The 20,389-nt window shown below is 51.3% G+C and carries 21 protein-coding genes; 13 read left to right on the top strand and 8 right to left on the bottom strand.

Annotation, left to right across the window (positions count from 1 at the left end; translation table 11 throughout):
* The first annotated feature begins 2 nt into the window (after nucleotides 1-2).
* The 8 genes from citF (at nucleotide 3) to uspG (ending at nucleotide 6,801) form a co-directional block, all read left to right on the top strand.
* Nucleotides 3-1,535 (top strand): citrate lyase subunit alpha, encoded by a 1,533-nt coding sequence (gene citF / locus WES_RS14855; RefSeq protein ID WP_000192252.1) that lies wholly within the window; start codon nucleotides 3-5, stop codon nucleotides 1,533-1,535.
* A gap of 3 nt (nucleotides 1,536-1,538) precedes the next feature.
* On the top strand, nucleotides 1,539-2,090 hold the full coding sequence (gene citX / locus WES_RS14860; protein ID WP_000550395.1) for a citrate lyase holo-[acyl-carrier protein] synthase: 552 nt from the start codon (nucleotides 1,539-1,541) through the stop codon (nucleotides 2,088-2,090).
* Nucleotides 2,065-2,943: a triphosphoribosyl-dephospho-CoA synthase CitG gene (gene citG, locus WES_RS14865; protein WP_016159107.1), complete on the top strand. Its 879-nt coding sequence runs from the start codon at nucleotides 2,065-2,067 to the stop codon at nucleotides 2,941-2,943. Before citX ends, citG begins: the two co-directional genes overlap by 26 nt.
* A 50-nt stretch (nucleotides 2,944-2,993) precedes the next feature.
* The gene (citT, locus tag WES_RS14870; protein WP_000050310.1) at nucleotides 2,994-4,457 is read left to right on the top strand and encodes a citrate/succinate antiporter CitT; all 1,464 of its coding nucleotides are present in this window, start codon (nucleotides 2,994-2,996) and stop codon (nucleotides 4,455-4,457) included.
* Nucleotides 4,458-4,570: 113 nt separating this feature from the next.
* Complete coding sequence (rna, locus tag WES_RS14875) at nucleotides 4,571-5,377, top strand: ribonuclease I (RefSeq protein WP_010355769.1); 807 nt, start codon at nucleotides 4,571-4,573, stop codon at nucleotides 5,375-5,377.
* A gap of 229 nt (nucleotides 5,378-5,606) precedes the next feature.
* Complete coding sequence (gene rnk, locus WES_RS14880; protein WP_016159108.1) at nucleotides 5,607-6,017, top strand: nucleoside diphosphate kinase regulator; 411 nt, start codon at nucleotides 5,607-5,609, stop codon at nucleotides 6,015-6,017.
* 142 nt (nucleotides 6,018-6,159) lie between these two features.
* Nucleotides 6,160-6,249, top strand: a complete 90-nt coding sequence (gene yldA / locus WES_RS24700; RefSeq protein ID WP_016159109.1) for a small membrane protein YldA — start codon at nucleotides 6,160-6,162, stop codon at nucleotides 6,247-6,249.
* Between the two features lie 123 nt (nucleotides 6,250-6,372).
* Entirely contained in the window at nucleotides 6,373-6,801 is a 429-nt protein-coding gene (uspG, locus tag WES_RS14885) for a universal stress protein UspG (RefSeq protein ID WP_010352343.1), read from the top strand.
* A 119-nt stretch (nucleotides 6,802-6,920) separates the two neighbouring features.
* On the opposite strand, the gene ahpF is transcribed toward uspG, so the two are convergent.
* Together ahpF and ahpC are read right to left on the bottom strand one after the other, a co-directional pair.
* On the bottom strand, nucleotides 6,921-8,486 hold the full coding sequence (ahpF, locus tag WES_RS14890) for an alkyl hydroperoxide reductase subunit F (RefSeq protein WP_032147802.1): 1,566 nt from the start codon (nucleotides 8,484-8,486) through the stop codon (nucleotides 6,921-6,923).
* A gap of 128 nt (nucleotides 8,487-8,614) precedes the next feature.
* Complete coding sequence (ahpC, locus tag WES_RS14895) at nucleotides 8,615-9,178, bottom strand: alkyl hydroperoxide reductase subunit C (protein ID WP_000052804.1); 564 nt, start codon at nucleotides 9,176-9,178, stop codon at nucleotides 8,615-8,617.
* Between the two features lie 373 nt (nucleotides 9,179-9,551).
* Here ahpC and dsbG point away from each other — a divergent pair, with 373 nt between their 5' ends.
* The 4 genes from dsbG to WES_RS14915 all read left to right on the top strand — a co-directional run bounded on the left by dsbG (nucleotide 9,552) and on the right by WES_RS14915 (nucleotide 13,375).
* The gene (dsbG, locus tag WES_RS14900; RefSeq protein WP_016159111.1) at nucleotides 9,552-10,298 is read left to right on the top strand and encodes a thiol:disulfide interchange protein DsbG; all 747 of its coding nucleotides are present in this window, start codon (nucleotides 9,552-9,554) and stop codon (nucleotides 10,296-10,298) included.
* A gap of 208 nt (nucleotides 10,299-10,506) precedes the next feature.
* The gene (gene citR / locus WES_RS14905) at nucleotides 10,507-11,412 is read left to right on the top strand and encodes a DNA-binding transcriptional repressor CitR (RefSeq protein WP_000002458.1); all 906 of its coding nucleotides are present in this window, start codon (nucleotides 10,507-10,509) and stop codon (nucleotides 11,410-11,412) included.
* A 140-nt stretch (nucleotides 11,413-11,552) separates the two neighbouring features.
* Entirely contained in the window at nucleotides 11,553-12,773 is a 1,221-nt protein-coding gene (locus WES_RS14910; RefSeq protein ID WP_000029785.1) for a phosphoadenosine phosphosulfate reductase, read from the top strand.
* Nucleotides 12,746-13,375, top strand: coding sequence for an IbrB-like domain-containing protein (locus tag WES_RS14915; RefSeq protein ID WP_000528560.1), 630 nt, complete (start codon nucleotides 12,746-12,748; stop codon nucleotides 13,373-13,375). Before WES_RS14910 ends, WES_RS14915 begins: the two co-directional genes overlap by 28 nt.
* Here the strand turns inward: WES_RS14915 and ybdL are convergent, their stop codons facing one another.
* Nucleotides 13,376-14,536 (bottom strand): methionine-oxo-acid transaminase, encoded by a 1,161-nt coding sequence (ybdL, locus tag WES_RS14920; protein WP_000183904.1) that lies wholly within the window; start codon nucleotides 14,534-14,536, stop codon nucleotides 13,376-13,378.
* A 108-nt stretch (nucleotides 14,537-14,644) separates the two neighbouring features.
* Here ybdL and hcxA point away from each other — a divergent pair, with 108 nt between their 5' ends.
* Nucleotides 14,645-15,733 (top strand): hydroxycarboxylate dehydrogenase HcxA, encoded by a 1,089-nt coding sequence (gene hcxA / locus WES_RS14925; protein WP_016159112.1) that lies wholly within the window; start codon nucleotides 14,645-14,647, stop codon nucleotides 15,731-15,733.
* Nucleotides 15,734-15,742: 9 nt separating this feature from the next.
* Here hcxA and WES_RS14930 read toward each other — a convergent pair whose 3' ends face one another.
* From WES_RS14930 to entB, 5 genes are all read right to left on the bottom strand, one after another.
* Complete coding sequence (locus WES_RS14930; protein WP_000460431.1) at nucleotides 15,743-15,940, bottom strand: YbdD/YjiX family protein; 198 nt, start codon at nucleotides 15,938-15,940, stop codon at nucleotides 15,743-15,745.
* Nucleotides 15,941-16,082: 142 nt separating this feature from the next.
* Entirely contained in the window at nucleotides 16,083-18,188 is a 2,106-nt protein-coding gene (gene cstA / locus WES_RS14935; protein ID WP_001043161.1) for a pyruvate/proton symporter CstA, read from the bottom strand.
* A 180-nt stretch (nucleotides 18,189-18,368) separates the two neighbouring features.
* The gene (gene entH, locus WES_RS14940) at nucleotides 18,369-18,782 is read right to left on the bottom strand and encodes a proofreading thioesterase EntH (protein WP_000637953.1); all 414 of its coding nucleotides are present in this window, start codon (nucleotides 18,780-18,782) and stop codon (nucleotides 18,369-18,371) included.
* 2 nt (nucleotides 18,783-18,784) lie between these two features.
* Entirely contained in the window at nucleotides 18,785-19,531 is a 747-nt protein-coding gene (entA, locus tag WES_RS14945) for a 2,3-dihydro-2,3-dihydroxybenzoate dehydrogenase EntA (protein WP_000347626.1), read from the bottom strand.
* Nucleotides 19,531-20,388, bottom strand: a complete 858-nt coding sequence (gene entB / locus WES_RS14950; RefSeq protein WP_016159115.1) for an enterobactin biosynthesis bifunctional isochorismatase/aryl carrier protein EntB — start codon at nucleotides 20,386-20,388, stop codon at nucleotides 19,531-19,533. Before entB ends, entA begins: the two co-directional genes overlap by 1 nt.
* Nucleotide 20,389 lies beyond the last annotated feature (1 nt).

Raw genomic sequence — 20,389 nt, 5'->3', positions numbered from 1 at the left:
AAATGACGCAGAAAATTGAACAATCTCAACGACAAGAACGGGTAGCGACCTGGAATCGTCGCGCTGAATGCGATCTTGCCGCTTTCCAGAACTCGCCAAAGCAAACCTACCAGGCTGAAAAAGCGCGCGATCGCAAACTGTGCGCCAACCTGGAAGACGCTATTCGTCGTTCTGGTTTAAAGGACGGCATGACCGTCTCCTTCCACCACGCTTTCCGTGGCGGTGACCTGACCGTCAATATGGTGATGGACGTCATCGCGAAGATGGGCTTTAAAAACCTGACACTGGCGTCCAGCTCTTTGAGCGACTGCCATGCGCCGCTGGTAGAACATATTCGTCAGGGTGTGGTCACCCGCATTTATACCTCTGGTCTGCGCGGCCCACTGGCGGAAGAAATTTCCCGTGGTCTGCTGGCTGAACCGGTACAAATCCACTCTCACGGTGGTCGTGTGCATCTGGTACAGAGCGGTGAACTGAATATCGACGTGGCTTTCCTCGGCGTCCCGTCCTGCGACGAATTTGGTAATGCCAACGGCTACACCGGTAAAGCCTGCTGCGGTTCTCTCGGCTATGCGATGGTCGATGCCGACAACGCAAAACAAGTCGTGATGCTCACCGAAGAACTGCTGCCTTATCCGCATAACCCGGCCAGTATTGAACAGGATCAGGTCGATCTGATCGTCAAAGTCGATCGCGTTGGTGATGCCGCAAAAATCGGCGCAGGCGCGACCCGTATGACCACTAACCCGCGCGAACTGCTGATTGCCCGCAGCGCAGCGGATGTGATTGTTAACTCCGGCTACTTCAAAGAAGGTTTCTCCATGCAGACCGGCACCGGCGGCGCTTCGCTGGCAGTCACCCGTTTCCTGGAAGACAAAATGCGTAGCCGCGATATTCGCGCCGACTTCGCCCTCGGCGGTATTACCGCAACGATGGTTGATCTGCATGAAAAAGGGCTGATCCGCAAACTGCTGGATGTGCAGAGCTTTGACAGCCACGCTGCGCAATCGCTGGCTCGTAACCCGAATCACATCGAAATCAGCGCCAACCAGTACGCCAACTGGGGTTCGAAAGGCGCATCGGTTGATCGTCTCGACGTGGTGGTACTGAGCGCGCTGGAAATTGATACCCAGTTCAACGTCAACGTGCTGACCGGCTCTGACGGCGTACTGCGTGGCGCTTCCGGCGGTCACTGCGATACTGCGATTGCATCCGCCCTTTCCATCATCGTCGCACCGCTGGTGCGCGGTCGTATTCCGACCCTGGTGGATAACGTGCTGACCTGCATCACCCCTGGCTCCAGCGTCGATATCCTGGTTACCGACCACGGTATCGCCGTTAACCCGGCACGCCCGGAACTGGCAGAGCGTCTGCAGGAAGCGGGCATTAAAGTGGTCTCCATTGAGTGGCTGCGCGAACGCGCGCGTCTGCTGACCGGTGAACCACAGCCGATTGAATTCACCGACCGCGTCGTTGCCGTCGTGCGTTACCGCGATGGCTCGGTGATTGATGTTGTACATCAGGTGAAGGAATAAGCCATGCACCTGCTCCCTGAACTCGCCAGCCACCATGCGGTTTCGATTCCCGAGTTGCTCATAAGCCGGGATGAAAGGCAAGCACGGCAACACGCCTGGCTCAAGCGCCATCCTGTTCCACTGGTCTCCTTTACCGTGGTTGCGCCTGGGCCGGTTAAAGACAGCGAGGTCACACGCCGGATTTTTAATCATGGCGTGACTGCCCTGCGTGCTTTAGCCGCAAAACAGGGCTGGCAAATTCAGGAGCAGGCTGCACTGGTTTCCGCCAGCGGGCCGGAGGGCATGTTGAGCATTGCCGCACCGGCTCGCGACCTCAAGCTCGCAACCATTGAGCTTGAGCATAGTCATGCTCTCGGGCGTTTGTGGGATATCGATGTCCTGACGCCCGAAGGCGAAATTCTCTCCCGCCGCGATTATTCGCTGCCGCCTCGCCGCTGCCTGTTGTGCGAGCAAAGTGCAGCCGTTTGTGCGCGTGGAAAAACGCATCAACTGACCGATTTACTCAACCGTATGGAGGCGCTGCTAAACGATGTCGATGCCTGCAACGTCAACTAAAACCACAAAGCTTGCGACGTCATTAATCAATGACTATGCCCTTCTGGGCTGGCGCGCCATGCTGACTGAAGTCAATCTGTCACCGAAACCCGGTCTCGTGGATCGCATTAACTGCGGTGCGCACAAAGATATGTCGCTGGAAGATTTCCACCGTAGCGCGCTGGCGATTCAGGGCTGGTTACCACGTTTCATTGAATTTGGTGCCTGTAGTGCAGAAATGGCACCAGAATCGGTACTCAGCGGATTACGCCCAATTGGTATGGCCTGCGAAGGCGATATGTTCCGCGCTACCGCAGGTGTAAACACCCATAAAGGCAGTATTTTTTCTTTAGGGCTGATGTGTGCGGCAATTGGTCGTTTGCTTCAGCTCAACCAGCCGGTAACGCCCAAAACCGTTTGTGCGACGGCGGCCAGCTTCTGCCGTGGTCTGACCGATCGCGAACTGCGCACCAATAATCCACAACTAACGGCAGGCCAACGGTTATATCAGCAACTTGGTCTTACCGGTGCGCGCGGTGAAGCCGAAGCGGGCTACCCACTGGTTATCAACCGCGCCCTCCCGCATTACCTCACTCTGCTGGATCAGGGGCTGGATCCTGAACTGGCATTGCTCGATACCTTGCTCCTACTGATGGCGATTAACAGCGATACCAACGTCGCATCGCGCGGTGGCGAAGGGGGCCTGCGCTGGCTACAGCGCGAGGCGCAAACACTATTGCAAAAAGGGGGCATCCGAACCCCCGCCGATCTCGATTATCTCCGGCAGTTCGACAGGGAGTGTATCGAACGAAATCTCAGTCCAGGCGGCAGCGCCGACCTGCTGATTCTTACCTGGTTTTTAGCACAGATTTAAAAATTTAAGCACTTGATAAATTTGGAAATATTAATTTTCGGAGAACCCGTATGTCTTTAGCAAAAGATAAGATATGGAAATTATTGGCCCCACTGGTGGTGATGGGCGTCATGTTTCTTATCCCTGTACCCGACGGTATGCCGCCGCAGGCATGGCATTACTTCGCCGTGTTTGTGGCAATGATTGTCGGCATGATCCTCGAGCCAATTCCGGCAACAGCGATCAGTTTTATTGCAGTGACTATTTGCGTTATTGGCAGTAATTACCTGCTCTTTGACGCCAAAGAATTAGCTGACCCCGCTTTTAATGCCCAAAAACAGGCGCTGAAATGGGGACTGGCTGGTTTTTCCAGTACCACTGTCTGGCTGGTATTTGGCGCATTTATCTTTGCATTAGGGTATGAAGTTTCCGGATTAGGCCGTCGTATTGCCCTTTTTCTGGTAAAATTCATGGGTAAACGCACGCTGACGTTGGGTTATGCAATTGTCATTATTGACATTCTGCTGGCGCCGTTTACACCGTCTAACACCGCACGTACCGGGGGTACGGTTTTCCCGGTCATTAAAAACCTGCCGCCGCTGTTTAAATCATTCCCGAACGATCCGTCTGCACGTCGCATTGGCGGTTATTTAATGTGGATGATGGTCATCAGTACCAGTCTGAGTTCCTCCATGTTTGTCACCGGTGCAGCACCAAACGTGCTGGGTCTGGAGTTCGTCAGCAAAATTGCCGGTATCCAGATTAGCTGGTTGCAGTGGTTCCTCTGCTTCCTGCCAGTTGGGGTTATCTTACTTATCATTGCGCCGTGGCTTTCCTACGTGCTGTACAAACCGGAAATCACACACAGTGAAGAAGTGGCAACCTGGGCGGGTGATGAACTAAAAACCATGGGTGCGCTGACACGCAGAGAGTGGACGCTGATTGGTCTTGTTCTGCTCAGCTTAGGTTTGTGGGTATTTGGTAGTGAAGTCATTAACGCCACTGCAGTTGGCCTGCTGGCGGTTTCGCTGATGCTGGCGCTGCACGTTGTGCCGTGGAAAGACATTACCCGCTATAACAGCGCATGGAACACGCTGGTCAACCTGGCAACACTGGTTGTTATGGCTAATGGCCTGACCCGTTCTGGCTTTATCGACTGGTTCGCCAGCACCATGAGTACGCACCTTGAAGGCTTCTCACCAAACGCAACGGTGATTGTACTGGTTCTGGTCTTCTACTTTGCTCACTACCTGTTTGCCAGCCTCTCTGCGCATACCGCAACCATGCTGCCGGTCATTCTGGCCGTCGGTAAAGGTATTCCGGGCGTACCGATGGAACAACTGTGTATCCTGCTGGTTCTGTCTATCGGTATCATGGGCTGCCTGACGCCATATGCAACCGGTCCAGGGGTTATTATTTACGGCTGCGGCTATGTGAAATCGAAAGATTACTGGCGTCTTGGCGCTATCTTCGGGGTGATTTATATTGCCATGCTGCTTCTGGTAGGCTGGCCGATTCTCGCCATGTGGAACTAATACGTTCGTCAAACGCTGAATAAATCATCACGCCCGCCAGGTAACCCCACCTGGCGGGCTTTTTTATGATTTAATAGATAGTATTCAGTGTATGTATGAGTCCCACACCCATTATGAAAGCATTCTGGCGTAACGCCGCTTTACTGGCGGCTTCTCTGCTCCCCTTATCTTCTGTCAACGCCGCTGCGTTGCAGGCAAAACAGTATGGCGATTTTGACCGCTATGTCCTGGCTCTCTCCTGGCAAACAGGATTTTGCCAGAGCCAGCACGATCGAAATCGTAACGAACGGGATGAATGTCGCCTGCAAACCGAAACGACCAACAAAGCCGATTTTCTGACCGTTCATGGTCTGTGGCCGGGGTTGCCAAAATCAGTTGCAGCGCGTGGCGTTGATGAACGCCGCTGGATGCGCTTCGGCTGCGCCACTCGTCCAATCCCGAACTTGCCGGAAGCTCGCGCCAGCCGGATGTGTTCCTCACCGGAAACCGGGTTATCGCTGGAAACCGCAGCTAAACTGAGTGAAGTTATGCCGGGGGCTGGCGGACGCTCTTGTCTGGAACGTTACGAATACGCGAAACATGGTGCCTGTTTTGGTTTTGACCCGGATGCTTATTTCGGCACGATGGTGCGTCTGAATCAAGAAATTAAAGAGAGCGCAGCCGGAAAATTCCTCGCGGATAACTACGGAAAAACCGTGAGCCGCAGTGACTTTGACGCCGCCTTTGCCAAAAGTTGGGGGAAAGAGAACGTCAAAGCAGTCAAGTTAACGTGCCAGGGTAACCCGGCGTATTTGACTGAAATCCAGATTTCGATAAAAGCTGACGCCATCAACGCACCACTCTCAGCAAACTCATTCTTACCACAACCACACCCTGGCAACTGTGGCAAAGCCTTTGTGATTGATAAAGCGGGTTATTAATGATCAGATCTGTAAAACGTCGTAGCGCGTTTTACATAAAACATGATGATTAATATATATACATAATGCGCTGCATTGAGGAATTACCTGAATGTGACGTATATCACTTCAAAGAGTGAGCAACAGTCAGTATCATCATATGAGTTAAACCCTCGCCGCCTGACGGTGAGGGTTTTCTTTTGGGTATGTTTATCTGCGACACTCGCAGTACCGACGACATGGAGTAAAAATGTCCAGACCAACTATCATCATTAACGACCTGGATGCCGAACGCATCGATATTCTGCTGGAGCAACCCGCCTATGCCGGTTTGCCAATCGCCGACGCGTTAAACGCAGAGTTGGATCGCGCCCAAATGTGTTCGCCTGAAGAGATGCCACACGACGTGGTGACGATGAACAGCCGGGTTAAATTCCGCAATCTTAGCGATGGCGAAGTGCGTGTGCGCACGCTGGTGTATCCGGCCAAAATGACCGACAGCAATACTCAGCTTTCCGTGATGGCTCCGGTGGGTGCCGCACTGCTGGGACTTCGCGTTGGCGATACCATTCACTGGGAACTTCCGGGCGGCACCGCAACCCACCTTGAAGTGCTGGAACTCGAATACCAGCCTGAAGCCGCTGGCGACTACTTGCTTTAATCCCATCTGCACAAGCGTTTACTCGCTTTGCCCAGAGGATGCATCCGCATCCTCTTTCTGTTCAAATATCAACCAGACTTATCATTTTGCTCTTCCCCGCTACGTTCTAATCTGAACAGGTTATCAACCTGCGGACTCCATTATGAGTGAAGCTCTTGGTATTACAGTGTTTTATATTTTCATCGCGGCAATACTCGTTGTCGCGGTGCTATACCTTGAGCAACACTGGTAGTGTTTATGTGAATATATTTTACCAATCAATACTTAATAGATATAAAATCAACGTCGCAAATCACAGAACTGCAATCAATAATGTGATGTTATGTATTCATGCAACAGCAAGGAGAGAATGCTTATGTACAAAACAATCATTATGCCGGTAGACGTATTTGAAATGGAATTAAGCGACAAAGCCGTTCGTCATGCTGAATTTCTCGCCCAGGATGATGGTGTAATTCATTTACTCCATGTATTACCTGGCGCCGCAAGCCTTAGTCTGCACCGTTTTGCTGCCGATGTGCGTCGTTTCGAAGAGCATTTGCAACATGAGGCGGAAGAACGCCTACAGACAATGGTTGGTCATTTCAATATTGATCCCTCCCGTATCAAACCACATGTCCGCTTTGGTAGCGTGCGGGATGAGGTGAACGAGTTAGCCAAAGAACTGAATGCAGATGTAGTGGTTATCGGTTCGCGTAATCCATCAATTTCAACCCATCTGTTAGGTTCTAACGCTTCCAGCGTGATCCGCCATGCTAATCTGCCTGTATTAGTCGTTCGTTAACAGATTAACGTATTTATGATGCCCTGCCCGGAGCAATCCCGGCAGGGTTTTTTATAACGAAAAAAAGCCGCCAGGTTTGACCCCGGCGGCTAACAATTGCAGGTGAATCTTACTTCTTCTTATGCAGTTTTGGTGCGAATCAGGTAGTCAAAGGCACTCAGAGAGGCTTTAGCACCTTCGCCAGTGGCAATGATGATCTGCTTGTACGGAACAGTCGTACAGTCACCGGCAGCAAACACACCTTTAACGTTGGTTTCGCATTTCGCATCGATGATTACCTCACCCATGCGGTTACGTTCTACTGCGCCTTCCAGCCAGTTAGTGTTCGGCAGCAGACCGATCTGGACGAAAATACCGGCCAGTTCGATGTTGTGAATATCGCCGCTCACACGGTCACGGTATTCCAGACCAACAACTTTGCTACCGTCACCTTTTACTTCAGTAGTTTGCGCGTTCAGAATGATATCGACGTTTTTCAGGCTGCGCAGTTTGTCCTGCAATACCTGGTCTGCCTTCATTTCTGGCGCAAATTCCAGCAGGGTTACGTGTTCAACAATACCTGCCAGGTCGATTGCCGCTTCGACACCGGAGTTACCGCCGCCAATGACCGCTACGCGTTTGCCTTTAAACAGCGGGCCGTCGCAGTGTGGACAATAAGTCACGCCTTTGGTGCGATACTGATCTTCGCCCGGAACGTTCATGTTGCGCCATTTTGCACCGGTCGCCACGATAATGCTGCGTGCCTTCAGTACCGCGCCGGAAGCTGTTTCAATCTGATGCAGGCCGCCTTCAACTGCTGCCGGGATTAGTTTGCTCGCGCTCTGGCTGTCGATCACATCAACGTCGTATTCATCAACGTGAACTTTCAGTGCACCTGCCAGCTTCTGCCCTTCGGTCTTCGGTACAGAAATGTAGTTTTCGATATCAACAGTATCGAGGATCTGACCGCCAAAACGTTCGCCCATCAGACCGGTACGAATGCCTTTACGTGCGGAATAAATGGCCGCCGCTGCACCCGCCGGGCCGGAACCGACGATTAATACGTCATAAGCATCACGCTTGTTCAGCTCTTCTGCCGCACGTTTTTCCGCACCAGTATCGATTTTGGCGACGATTTCGGAAATAGTCATGCGGCCCTGACCAAACTCTTTACCATTCACGAACACAGCCGGAACGCCCATCACGTTGCGATCGGTGATTTCGTTCTGGAACGTACCGCCATCAATCGCCGTGTGCTTAATGCGCGGGTTCAGTACGCTCATCAGGTTCAGCGCCTGCACCACGTCCGGGCAGTTGTGGCAAGAGAGCGAGTAATAGGTTTCGAATTCAAAATCACCGTCGATATGGCGAATCTGCTCCAGCAGAGATTGTGCTTCTTTCGACGGATGACCACCGGTCCACAGCAGCGCCAGTACCAGCGAGGTAAACTCGTGACCCAGCGGGGAACCTGCAAAACGCGGCCCCTGGTTGGAACCTGGATTGGTGATCAGGAATGACGGTTTACGCACCGGCAAGCTGTTATCTTCTTTAAAGGTGACTTTGTCTGACAGTTCTGCGATCTCAGCCAACAGTTCCTTGATTTCTGCCGATTTTGCGCTGTCATCCAGCGTGGCAATTAACTCAACAGGCTTTGTCAATTTCTCAAGGTAAGCCTTGAGTTGAGTTTTCATATTTGTGTCGAGCATGTTTATCTCCTGGGCTTTAAACATCATCATGCAAGCGGCCTCATCGGCTACCTGGATGCAGCTTGCATCATGGTGCGGGGAAGAAAATCGGGTGCCGCAGCACCCGATTAATTACGCGATTGCGGAACTTAGATTTTACCAACCAGGTCCAGGGACGGAGCCAGAGTTGCTTCACCTTCTTTCCATTTAGCCGGGCAAACTTCACCTGGGTGAGAAGCCACGTACTGTGCTGCTTTGATTTTACGCAGCAGGTCAGACGCGTCACGGCCAATGCCTTCAGCGGTAACTTCGATAGCCTGGATGATACCCTGCGGGTCAACAACGAAGGTAGCACGGTCAGCCAGACCTTCATCTTCACGCATGTTGTCGAAGTTACGGGTCAGGGCGCCAGTCGGGTCGCCGATCATCGCATATTTGATTTTAGCGATGGTTTCAGAGCTGCTGTGCCATGCTTTGTGGGTGAAGTGAGTATCGGTAGATACTGCGTATACGTCTACGCCCAGTTTCTGCAGTTCTTCGTAGTGGTCAGCAACGTCACCCAGTTCGGTCGGGCATACGAAAGTAAAGTCAGCCGGGTAGAAGAAGAAGACGCTCCAGCGGCCTTCGGTATCTTTTTCGGTGATTTCAACGAATTCGCCGTTTTTGAATGCCTGGTTTTTAAAAGGTTTAATTTTGGTGTTAATCAAGGACATCTATACTTCCTCCGTGTTTTCGATGTGATGTAAGGTAACCAATTTTTGCCGATTCGGCTAATGCGTTTCCATTATCAAATCGATAAGTTTTACCTTACAACCTTCGTAAGACAACTTTGTGAACTTTGCACCGCCAGCGGCGATAAAAAGTAAAAAGGGTCCCCTTTCCAGGTGACCGCATAACCTGAACTACCCTTTGGTATCTTCAGCGCCTGTTCAACAGGCTGCGGTGTTGCAATGATGATCGCAACGACGAGAGGGATTACAACACCCTCATAAACAAAGGGCAATCATCTGACATAAGGTCTTAACTATGACAGTGATAGGTTAAGCCTTTTATTGTGTATTTGCACTGAACGAAAAGGACAAAGCAATGTTAAAAAAGATAATTTTGTTTACCCTACTCCCTGGATTTGCTTACGCCGAAGAGCTTCCTGCACCCGTTAAAGCGATTGAAAAACAGGGGATTACGATTATCAAATCGTTCGATGCACCTGGCGGCATGAAAGGTTATCTGGGGAAATATCAGGACATGGGAGTCACTATCTACCTTACGCCCGACGGCAAACATGCCATATCTGGCTATATGTACAACGAAAAGGGAGAGAACCTCAGTAACGCCCTTATTGAAAAAGAGATTTACGCACCTGCCGGACGCGAAATGTGGCAACGCATGGAACAATCAAGCTGGTTACTTGACGGTAAAAAAGATGCACCAGTCGTGGTTTATGTTTTTGCCGATCCTTTCTGCCCGTATTGCAAACAATTCTGGCAACAAGCGCGCCCATGGGTTGATGCCGGTAAAGTACAAATCCGTACCCTACTGGTTGGCGTGATAAAACCCGAAAGCCCAGCCACTGCGGCGGCAATCCTTGCGTCTAAGGATCCGGCAAAAACGTGGCAAGAGTATGAAGCATCAAGCGGCAAGTTAAAGCTGAACCTCTCCGGGAGCGTGGGCCCGGAACAGATGAAGATTCTAAGTGCCAATGAGGCGTTGATGGACGAACTGGGTGCAAATGTCACACCTGCGATTTATTACATGAGTCCAGAGAACACATTGCAGCAGGCTGTCGGATTACCGGATCAAAAGACCTTAAATATTATTATGGGAAATAAATAACATTCATTGTATGGATAGCTGAAATAGTTCACTCCTTTTCAGTTATCCATAAAATCGCAAGTATTGTTCACCCCGCTCATATCAACTATGGTATTTTAGAAAAACTTAATCGTAAATTAAGTAAAACAACATAATATATATAAATACATAAAGCCATATCATTGACTTGATGAATATTATGAGAACAAGCATATGAATGGAGCGCATCATGGCTAATCTTTACGACTTAAAAAAATTCGATTTGAACTTGCTTGTCATTTTTGAATGCATATACCAACATCTTAGCATTAGCAAGGCCGCAGAATCGTTATATATAACCCCTTCTGCGGTGAGTCAGTCTTTACAACGTCTACGTGCACAATTTAATGACCCCTTATTTATTCGCTCCGGGAAAGGTATTGCACCAACAACGACAGGGTTAAATTTGCATCATCACCTTGAGAAAAATCTCAAGAACCTTGAGCAAACAATCAACATTGTCAATAAAGCAGAACTGAAGAAAAAATTTATTATTTATGGCCCGCAACTCATCTCTTCAACCAACAGTAGCCTCTTGATCGGATGTCTGCGACAAGATACAGCCGTAGAAATTGAACATCATGACATCATGATGTCAGCAGAAAGCGCCGAAGATTTATTGACTTATCGCAAAGCAGATCTGGTCATCACATTAATGCCGGTCATCAGTCGCTCGGTAAGCTGTATGCCTTTTCAGTCGATACGAAACACGCTTATCTGTAGCGCATCCCATCCGAGAATAACGGAACACAGTAGCCGCGAAGAAATTCTTGATGAAGAGTTCACTTCTCTGACATCGAAAGCACCTGGCCTTGAAGATTTTCAGATGGAAATAGAAGCGATTCTTACAAACCGAAAAATAGCATTCCGTAGCTCTTCACTGTTTACTATTGTCAATACTATTGCGGTTACCGATTTACTGGGCATTGTGCCCTTCGAATTATATCGTAGCTATCAAAAAAACCTTCAATTAAAACAAATAAAGATAGAACAGAATCTACCGTCTAATACACTTTATATTTCCTATAATAAATCATCATTAAACAACCTGAGTTTCTCTCGTTTTATTGATCGTTTGAATGACAACTTATGTTAAACATCTGCCGGCATGGATAATATTCGCCATAAAAATTCAGCATGTGAATATAAAATAAGATACCTCATTTTAATTTATTAATATTATAATCAGGAAACTATCGCACTTTTCTCACGGTCACGTTAAGAGAGCGTCTTCAGATGTCCATTTATAAAATCCCGCTACCTCTCAATATCCTGGAAGCAGCACAAGACCGTATCACCTGGACACTTAATACTCTGCCTCGCGTATGCGTCTCTTTTTCTGGTGGTAAAGATTCTGGCTTAATGCTCCATTTGACCGCAGATCTGGCCAGAAAAATGGGAAAAAAAATACACGTCCTGTTTATCGACTGGGAAGCTCAGTTTTCTTGTACGATTGACTATGTTCAATCGCTACGTGAGCAGTATGCCGATGTTATCGAAGAGTTTTATTGGGTAGCACTACCGCTAACAACGCAAAATTCATTATCCCAATATCAACCCGAATGGCAGTGCTGGCAGCCTGATATTGAATGGGTTCGTCAGCCGCCAGAAGATGCGATAACCGATCCGGCATTTTTCTCGTTTTATCAATCAGGCATGACCTTTGAACATTTTGTGCGTGAATTTGCCGAATGGTTTTCACAACATCGTCCAGCCGCAATGTTAGTCGGTATCCGTGCCGACGAGTCTTATAATCGTTTCGTCGCCATTGCCAGCTTAAATAAACAACGTTTTGCTGACGATAAACCGTGGACCACCGCCGCACCAGGTGGTCATTGTTGGTATATTTATCCCATTTACGACTGGAAGGTGGCCGATATCTGGACCTGGTATGCTAAACACCAGACTCTATCTAACCCTTTGTATAACCTGATGTACCAGGCTGGCGTCCCTCTGCGTCATATGCGAATCTGCGAACCTTTTGGTCCAGAGCAACGGCAAGGTTTATGGCTATATCATGTTCTTGAACCTGACCGATGGGCCGCAATGTGCGCCAGGGTCAGTGGCGTAAAAAGCGGTGGAATTTACGCTGGTCATGACAATCAATTTTATGGTCATAGGAAGATCCTTAAGCCCGACCATTTAGACTGGCAAGAATATGCCTTATTACTGCTTAATAGTATGCCGGAAAAAACGGCTGAACATTATCGCAATAAGATTGCTGTTTATTTGCACTGGTATCAAAAAAAAGGCATCGAGATCCCTCAGACACAGCATGGAGATATTGGCTCAAAAGATGTCCCTTCCTGGCGACGTATCTGCAAAGTATTGCTCAACAATGATTATTGGTGTCGGGCATTATCATTCAGCCCCACAAAAGCCAAAAATTATCAACGTTATAACGAACGGATTAAAGGAAAACGTCAGGAATGGGGAATACTATGCAACAGCGATTAACGCAGGATTTAACTCAATTTCTCGCCAGTCTGGCGGAAGAAGATCGCATTAAGGCGATCAATGAGATCAGAACGGCGATCCATCAAGTAAGTCCCTTTCGCGACGAACCGGTAGATTGTGTTTTGTGGGTTAAGAACACCCAACTCACTCCCAATGATTACAATCCGAATAACGTCGCGCCGCCAGAGAAACGATTACTGCAAAAATCAATTGAGGTCGATGGTTTTACCCAGCCAATTGTGGTGACCAACACACGAGCCAGCACACTTGAAATTGTTGATGGTTTTCACCGTCATGAAATTGGCAAAGGCTCTAACACGTTAAAATTGCGATTAAAAGGGTATTTACCGGTCACCTGCCTGGAAGGAACACGTAACGAACGTATCGCTGCAACTATTCGCCACAACCGGGCGCGCGGTCGCCACCAGGTCACGGCAATGTCAGAAATTGTTCGTGAACTCAGCCAGTTAGGTTGGGACGACAATAAAATCGGCAAAGAGTTGGGAATGGACAGCGACGAAGTGTTGCGTCTGAAGCAAATTAACGGCCTGCAAGAACTGTTTGCCGACCGTCAATATTCCCGCGCCTGGACTGTCAAATAACTAAAGCTGGCGCAGGCGTTCAGCCGCCGCCAGCAGCGTCGATTCCTTCTTGGCAAAACAGAGACGAATCAGTTTATGCGGGAAGGGATCGGCGCAAAACACCGACAGCGGAATCGCCGCCACGCCATGCTCCCGCGTCAGCCACTGGCAAAACTCAACATCATCCAGCGTAGACACGGCGCTGTAATCCACCAGCAAAAAGTATGTGCCTTCACACGGTAAAATCTCCAGCCGGCTCTCGCTTAACGCGTTCACCAGAATATCGCGCTTCTGGCGATAAAAGTCCGGTAATGCAAGATAATGTTCAGGATTTTCCCGCAGCATATCGGCAAGCGCCAGTTGTGCGGGGGTGTTGACCGAAAAGGTCAGATACTGATGCACCTTACGTATCTCGGCGCTGATGGGCGCTGGCGCAACGCAATACCCCACTTTCCAGCCGGTCATGTGATAGGTCTTGCCAAACGATGACACCGCCACCGCCCGCTCACGCAATTGCGGATGCGTCAGCACGCTGGCATGACCCGGCTGTGAAAAGTTGATGTGCTCGTAAACTTCATCACTAATGACAAAAATCTCACGATCGGCAATTGCCTGCCACAAAGCGGCAAAATCAGCCTGCTGCCAGACGGTGGCGCTGGGATTATGCGGCGTGTTGAGGATCACCAGCCGGGTGCGCTCGCCCAATAGCGCAGCAAATTCTTGCCAGTCAACGCGAAAATGCGGCGGCTGTAGCGCAATGCGTTTCACGATCCCACCTGATAGCGTAATGGCTGGCGCATAACTGTCATAACTGGGGTCGAAACAGATAACTTCATCGCCACTACGTACCAGCGCGGTAATCGCCGCGTATAACGCCTCCGTCGCCCCTGCTGTTACGGTGATATCGCTATCGGCATCTGGTTGATAGCCATACAGCCGTTCTGTTTTCTCAGCTATCGCCTCGCGCAGTGCCTGTACGCCGGTCATTGGCGCGTATTGATTTGCGCCCTGGGCAACGTGATACGCCAGTCGCTCCTGTAGATAGTGCGGACCATCAAAATCAGGAAAGCCTTGCGACAGGTTAATCGCCTGGTGTTGCTGCGCCAGCGCGCTCATCTGGGTGAAAATGGTAGTGCCAAGTTGTGGAAGTTTGCTTTGTGGAATCAGAGGGTTATTTGTCATTTTTATTGTGCCTGACGAAGTTGCGTGTTGAAGGCACTATAACACGATGCTAGTATTTGGCAATCAAGACGTTTAGATGTCTAAATAAAACAATAAGGACAACACAACATGCCTCACAATCCTATCCGCGTCGTCGTCGGCCCGGCTAACTACTTTTCACATCCCGGAAGTCTCAATCATCTGCATGATTTTTTCACGACTGAACAGCTTTCTCGCGCTGTGTGGATTTATGGTGAACGTGCCATTGCTGCGGCGCAAACCAAACTTCCACTAGCGTTTGAACTGCCAGGAGAAAAGCATATTTTGTTTCGCGGTCATTGCAGCGAAAGCGATGTGCAACAACTGGCGGCTGAGTCCGGTGACGATCGCAGCGTAGTAATTGGCGTCGGTGGCGGCGCACTGCTCGACACCGCGAAAGCCCTCGCCCGCCGTCTCGGTCTGCCGTTTGTTGCCGTTCCAACGATCGCCGCTACTTGCGCCGCCTGGACACCGCTCTCTGTCTGGTATAACGATGCCGGACAGGCGCTTCATTATGAAATTTTCGACGACGCCAATTTTATGGTTTTGGTGGAACCGGAGATTATCCTCAATGCGCCGCAAGAATATCTGCTGGCGGGGATCGGCGACACGCTGGCGAAATGGTATGAAGCGGTGGTGCTGGCTCCGCAGCCAGAAACTTTGCCGCTAACCGTGCGTCTGGGAATCAATAACGCGCAGGCCATCCGCGATGTTTTATTAAACAGTAGCGAACAGGCGCTTGCCGATCAGCAAAATCAGCAGTTAACGCAATCATTTTGCGATGTGGTGGATGCGATTATCGCCGGAGGTGGAATGGTCGGTGGTCTGGGCGATCGTTTTACGCGTGTGGCGGCGGCTCATGCCGTGCATAACGGTCTGACTGTGTTGCCGCAAACCGAGAAGTTTCTCCACGGCACCAAAGTCGCCTACGGAATTCTGGTGCAAAGCGCCTTGCTGGGTCAGGATGATGTGCTGGCGCAATTAACAGGGGCGTATCAGCGTTTTCATCTGCCGACTACGCTGGCGGAGCTGGAAGTGGATATCAATAATCAGGCGGAGATCGACAAAGTGATTGCCCACACCTTACGTCCGGTGGAGTCCATTCATTACCTGCCAGTCACGCTGACACCAGATACGTTGCGTGCAGCGTTCGAAAAAGTGGAATCGTTTAAAGCCTGACGTACAAATTTAGCAGCAGCGCGCGCCGCCTTTTCCACCGTAGCGCGCGTCCTGCCGCTCGCGGAAAAACTCTTCGTAGGTCATCGGCGTTTGATCGGGATGGTTAACCCGCATATGTTCGACATAGTTGTCGTAATCAGGCATACCAATCATCAGCTTCGCCGCCTGACCTAAATATTTTCCGGCTTTTGCCAGTGAATCAAACATCAATACCTCCGGTAAACAGGTTGCTGAGAGAGTGCATTAATAGCTATCAACGCGCTCGGTCAGTCCCCTCGCCCCACCGGGGAGAGGGTTAGGGTGAGGGGAAACCATCGGCACTATACCAACATTCCCCCTCACTCTGACTTTAGTGCGCACCTTTTGCCTGCGCCACGATCTCCTCGACATTTTCTGGCATCGGCTCATACGGCGTTTCTTTCGCCGTTGGCTTCGGCTCTTTCAATGCCGCCAGCGCCGTTTTAATCGAGAACAGCGCCAGAACCACCACAACCACCATAAAGAAGATGGTCAACCCGGCATCCAGACGGTTGTTGAACACCAGTTGCGCCAGTTGTGACTCGGTATACTGCGACGGAATGTTGCCGCTGTCGATCATGGCCTGGAACTTGTTAGCAATGGCCAGGAAGCCGACTTTCGCATCCGGGCTAAACGCTTTCTGCCAGCCTGCGGTCAGGGTACAAATCAGCAGCCAGGCCGTTGGCACCAGCGCCACCCAGGCGTAACGTTGGCGTTTCATTTTGAACAACACCACGGCACAGAGCATCAGCGCCATCCCTGCCAGCATCTGGTTGGCAATGCCAAACAGCGGCCACAGGGTATTAATACCGCCCAGCGGATCGACCACGCCCTGATGCAGGAAGTAGCCCCACGCCAGCACACACAGCGCCGTTGCCAGCAGGTTCGCAGGCAGAGAATCCGTCCGTTTCAGACCCGGAGAAACCACACCCAGCAAATCCTGCAACATAAAGCGCGCAGCACGCGTACCCGCATCTACCGCCGTCAAAATAAACAGTGCTTCAAACAAAATGGCGAAGTGATACCAGAACGCCACATCCATCATGCCGCCCAGCGCGCCGTGCAGAATGTAGGCCATCCCCACCGCCAGCGTCGGCGCACCGCCCGCACGGGAAATGATCGACTGTTCACCGACTTCGCTGGCAATCTGGTTTAACGTATCCGGGGTTATCGCAAAGCCCCAACTACTCACCACCTGCGCGGCAGAAGCCACCACATCCGTCGTACCCGCCGGAGCCAGCACCGCCATCGGGCTGTTCATGGCAAAATACACGCCCGGATCGATGATACAGGCAGAAACCAGCGCCATAATCGCCACGAAGGATTCCATTAACATCCCACCGTAGCCGATAAAACACGCCTGCCCTTCGTTTGCCAGCATCTTCGGCGTGGTGCCGGAAGAGATCAGCGCATGGAAGCCAGACACCGCACCACAGGCGATGGTGATAAACAGGAACGGAAACAGGTTACCGGTCCATACCGGGCCAGTGCCATCGACAAATTTGGTCAGCGCAGGCATGGTCAGCGTCGGGCGCATGATCAAAATGCCTACCGCCAGACCGACGATAGTCCCGATTTTCAGGAAGGTAGAAAGGTAGTCACGCGGAGCCAGCAGCAGCCATACGGGCAGCACCGCCGCCACAAAACCGTAACCCACCAGCATCCAGGTCAGCTGCACGCCGGTAAAGTCAAAGTACGGTGCCCAGGTCGGGCTTTCTGCCACCCAGCCGCCAGAGATAATGGCGAAAATCAGGAACACCAGGCCAATCACCGACACTTCCCCAATGCGACCAGGACGCAGGTAGCGCAGGTAGATCCCCATGAACAGCGCCAGCGGAATAGTAAACGCAACGGTATACGTTCCCCACGGGCTATGAGTCAGGGCTTTCACCACAATCATCGCCAGCACTGCAAGGATGATGACCATGATCATAAAGCAGGCTACCAGCGCAATCACCCCGGCGGTTGGCCCCATCTCTTCTTTGACCAGCTCACCCAGCGAGCGACCGTCACGGCGCGTGGAAACAAACAGCACCATGAAATCCTGTACCGCACCGGCGAGAACCACCCCGGCAAGCAGCCAGATCATCCCCGGCAGGTAGCCCATTTGCGCTGCCAGCACCGGCCCCACCAGCGGGCCTGCGCCGGCAATGGCCGCAAAATGGTGACCGAACAGCACTTTCTTGTCCGTCGGCACATAGTCCAGCCCGTCGTTATGGCGCACCGCTGGCGTCATACGCGTCGGGTCAACCGCCAGCACATTTTTGGCGATATACAGACCATAAAAACGATAAGCGATCAAATAGATACAGACCGACGCCACCACAATCCACAGTGCGTTGATCTGTTCCCCACGATTTAAAGCAATGTATCCCAGAGCAAATGCTCCCATTACAGAGAGCACTGTCCAGACGAGGTATTTCCCTGATTTGTTCATAATTGTTATCCGTGTGCGTGTCCATAGAGATGTTACATTTTGTTTCTATAACATCTTTGCGGAATTTAACAACGCGATAACCAAACAAATAAGAGTTAAAACCAATAATTAACTTAACAATGTTAACTCGATCACTCCGTTAACCGAGTTTTCCTGCAATCTCATTTAATTCTGTCGGGTTCATCCCAAAACCGCCGTACCCAGCCGACAAGTGCAGCAACGCCGCCCCTGTTCATCGAAAACGACGATTTCCCAGCTCTGATTTTGCCGTCCAAGATGTAGCGGCTGGCAAACACCGCGCACCTTTCCCTCAGACACCGGGCGATGATGCGTGGCGTTCAGTTCCGTGCCTACCACGCACTGACCGTCGCGAGTCATCATAAATCCGGCCATCGATCCCAGCGTTTCCGCCAGCGCCGCCGACGCACCGCCATGCAGCAGGCCAAACGGCTGATGAGTACGGGTATCAACCGGCATTTCGGCTTCCAGCACATCATCGCCCAGGCGGGTATAAACAATTCCCAGATGCGCCACCATTGTGTTGTCGCTGGTGGCGTTGAGTTCGTCGAGCGTTAAATGGCGTTTCCAGATCATGCTTATGCTCCCAGCGTTGAGCCGCCATCCACCACGATATCCTGTAGCGTGATATGGCTGGCGAGGTCAGAGGCGAGGAACAAAATCGTGTTGGCGATCTCCTGCGGACGGGCAATTTTCCCCAGCGGAATGCCGAGTTTAAACTGCTCGCCAAAGCCGCGAATACGCTGCTCTTCGGCGTCATCGCTCACCCACAGCGTGCGTTGCATATCGGTGTCTGTGGATCCAGGCGAAACCACATTACAGCGCACGCCGCTACCCGCCAGTTCCAGCCCAACACTCAACGCCAGGCTTTTCAGCGCCGCTTTCGACGCACCGTAAGCACTCATACCAATGCGCGGCGTGTGCGCGGCGTCGGACGCCACAGTGACAATCGCCCCGCCCCGCTGACGGCGAAACTGGTTCATGGTTTGCTGAAACAGGTTAAACGCGCCGCCGACGTTGACCGCAAAGGTCTGCTGCCAGTCTTCTTTGCTGAGCTGATCGGTCGCGCCCATGCGTAAAATTCCCGCCGCATTGACCAGCACGTCCAGTCGCTCCGTTTCAGCTAACAATCGCTGACATACCTGCGCCACCTGCCCGGCGTCGGCTACATCCATCACTTCGGTCGCAAAGGGATATTGCTCCTGAGTGAACGCTTGATCAAAACCTGTAACTTTCGCACCCGCGTCAACAAACGCCAGCGCCGTGGCGTAGCCGATACCTTTACCCGCTCCGGTAACCCAGACATTTTTGCCGCTGAAATCCATTATTTCACCTCGCGGGAGAGCAGTTTCCACCAGGCATCAATGGTTGGGTTTTTCGCCAGCATGACAAAATCGATATCGCCATGCACTTTGCGCCAGCGCGCCGCCAGCGCCATCATGCGCACTGAATCCAGACCGTAGTCGATCAGGTTGTCGTCATCGAACGGCTCATCGGATTCATCCAGCAGCGGCAGGATCACCTCACGCAGCACCGCTTTGCTGGCGGGGACAGGTGCTGGCAGTAACTCTTCAGTCATCACCACCCGGCCAGAACGTCCGGCCACATATTTCAGCGACATCAAATGCTCGTCACGGCTGAAATCGGCCAGCGCATCCGCCACCATAAATGGCTTGATATCACGCATAAACGCGTCGGTCGCGGTGGTCATGCAGCCAATATGCGCGTACACCCCGGTGATAATCAGTTGGTTACGTCCGCTCTCTTTCAACATTTGCTCCAGCGGAGAACGATGAAACGCGCTGTAGCGCCACTTCACCAGCACCGTATCGTCGGCATCCGGCGTCAGGCGATCCACCACCTTTTGCTGTTCCGGCGAACGGGTCAGGCCCGGCCCCCACATATCATTCAGCAGCGCCCGATCTTCATCACTCTGCTCTTTCGGCTGCGCGGTGTAATAAACCGGAATATTGTGCTGTTTGCAGTAGTCACGCAGCGCCGCAATATTCGCGATCACCTGTTCCATCATCGGGCAGTTCTCGCCCCAGAAGCTGACGAAATAATCCTGCATATCATGGATTAACAGCGCGGCGCGTTGCGGTTCAAATGCCCAGTCGACTTTATTTTGCGGAATATCGTGAGACTCCGGCAGTGCATAAGCCTGTAATTTTGGAATAGCCATC

The organism is Escherichia sp. KTE31 (genome assembly GCF_000407925.1).
In the GTDB taxonomy this organism is placed as follows: Bacteria; Pseudomonadota; Gammaproteobacteria; order Enterobacterales; family Enterobacteriaceae; genus Escherichia; species Escherichia ruysiae.
The sequence above is the reverse complement of the archived record's forward strand: the minus strand, read 5'-3'. Positions and strand labels throughout refer to the sequence as shown.

What these genes read in the sequence shown, in the direction of transcription:
- citT (WP_000050310.1), top strand. Translation starts at nt 2,994, where the DNA reads ATGTCTTTAGCAAAAGATAAGATATGGAAATTATTGGCCCCACTGGTG.
- entH (WP_000637953.1), bottom strand. Translation starts at nt 18,782, where the DNA reads ATGATCTGGAAACGCCATTTAACGCTCGACGAACTCAACGCCACCAGC.
- citG (WP_016159107.1), top strand. Translation starts at nt 2,065, where the DNA reads ATGTCGATGCCTGCAACGTCAACTAAAACCACAAAGCTTGCGACGTCA.
- hcxA (WP_016159112.1), top strand. Translation starts at nt 14,645, where the DNA reads ATGCCTCACAATCCTATCCGCGTCGTCGTCGGCCCGGCTAACTACTTT.
- uspG (WP_010352343.1), top strand. Translation starts at nt 6,373, where the DNA reads ATGTACAAAACAATCATTATGCCGGTAGACGTATTTGAAATGGAATTA.
- cstA (WP_001043161.1), bottom strand. Translation starts at nt 18,188, where the DNA reads ATGAACAAATCAGGGAAATACCTCGTCTGGACAGTGCTCTCTGTAATG.
- WES_RS14930 (WP_000460431.1), bottom strand. Translation starts at nt 15,940, where the DNA reads ATGTTTGATTCACTGGCAAAAGCCGGAAAATATTTAGGTCAGGCGGCG.
- WES_RS14910 (WP_000029785.1), top strand. Translation starts at nt 11,553, where the DNA reads ATGTCCATTTATAAAATCCCGCTACCTCTCAATATCCTGGAAGCAGCA.
- entB (WP_016159115.1), bottom strand. Translation starts at nt 20,388, where the DNA reads ATGGCTATTCCAAAATTACAGGCTTATGCACTGCCGGAGTCTCACGAT.
- rna (WP_010355769.1), top strand. Translation starts at nt 4,571, where the DNA reads ATGAAAGCATTCTGGCGTAACGCCGCTTTACTGGCGGCTTCTCTGCTC.
- citF (WP_000192252.1), top strand. Translation starts at nt 3, where the DNA reads ATGACGCAGAAAATTGAACAATCTCAACGACAAGAACGGGTAGCGACC.
- yldA (WP_016159109.1), top strand. Translation starts at nt 6,160, where the DNA reads ATGAGTGAAGCTCTTGGTATTACAGTGTTTTATATTTTCATCGCGGCA.
- WES_RS14915 (WP_000528560.1), top strand. Translation starts at nt 12,746, where the DNA reads ATGGGGAATACTATGCAACAGCGATTAACGCAGGATTTAACTCAATTT.
- ahpF (WP_032147802.1), bottom strand. Translation starts at nt 8,486, where the DNA reads ATGCTCGACACAAATATGAAAACTCAACTCAAGGCTTACCTTGAGAAA.
- citR (WP_000002458.1), top strand. Translation starts at nt 10,507, where the DNA reads ATGGCTAATCTTTACGACTTAAAAAAATTCGATTTGAACTTGCTTGTC.
- ahpC (WP_000052804.1), bottom strand. Translation starts at nt 9,178, where the DNA reads ATGTCCTTGATTAACACCAAAATTAAACCTTTTAAAAACCAGGCATTC.
- dsbG (WP_016159111.1), top strand. Translation starts at nt 9,552, where the DNA reads ATGTTAAAAAAGATAATTTTGTTTACCCTACTCCCTGGATTTGCTTAC.
- entA (WP_000347626.1), bottom strand. Translation starts at nt 19,531, where the DNA reads ATGGATTTCAGCGGCAAAAATGTCTGGGTTACCGGAGCGGGTAAAGGT.
- rnk (WP_016159108.1), top strand. Translation starts at nt 5,607, where the DNA reads ATGTCCAGACCAACTATCATCATTAACGACCTGGATGCCGAACGCATC.
- citX (WP_000550395.1), top strand. Translation starts at nt 1,539, where the DNA reads ATGCACCTGCTCCCTGAACTCGCCAGCCACCATGCGGTTTCGATTCCC.
- ybdL (WP_000183904.1), bottom strand. Translation starts at nt 14,536, where the DNA reads ATGACAAATAACCCTCTGATTCCACAAAGCAAACTTCCACAACTTGGC.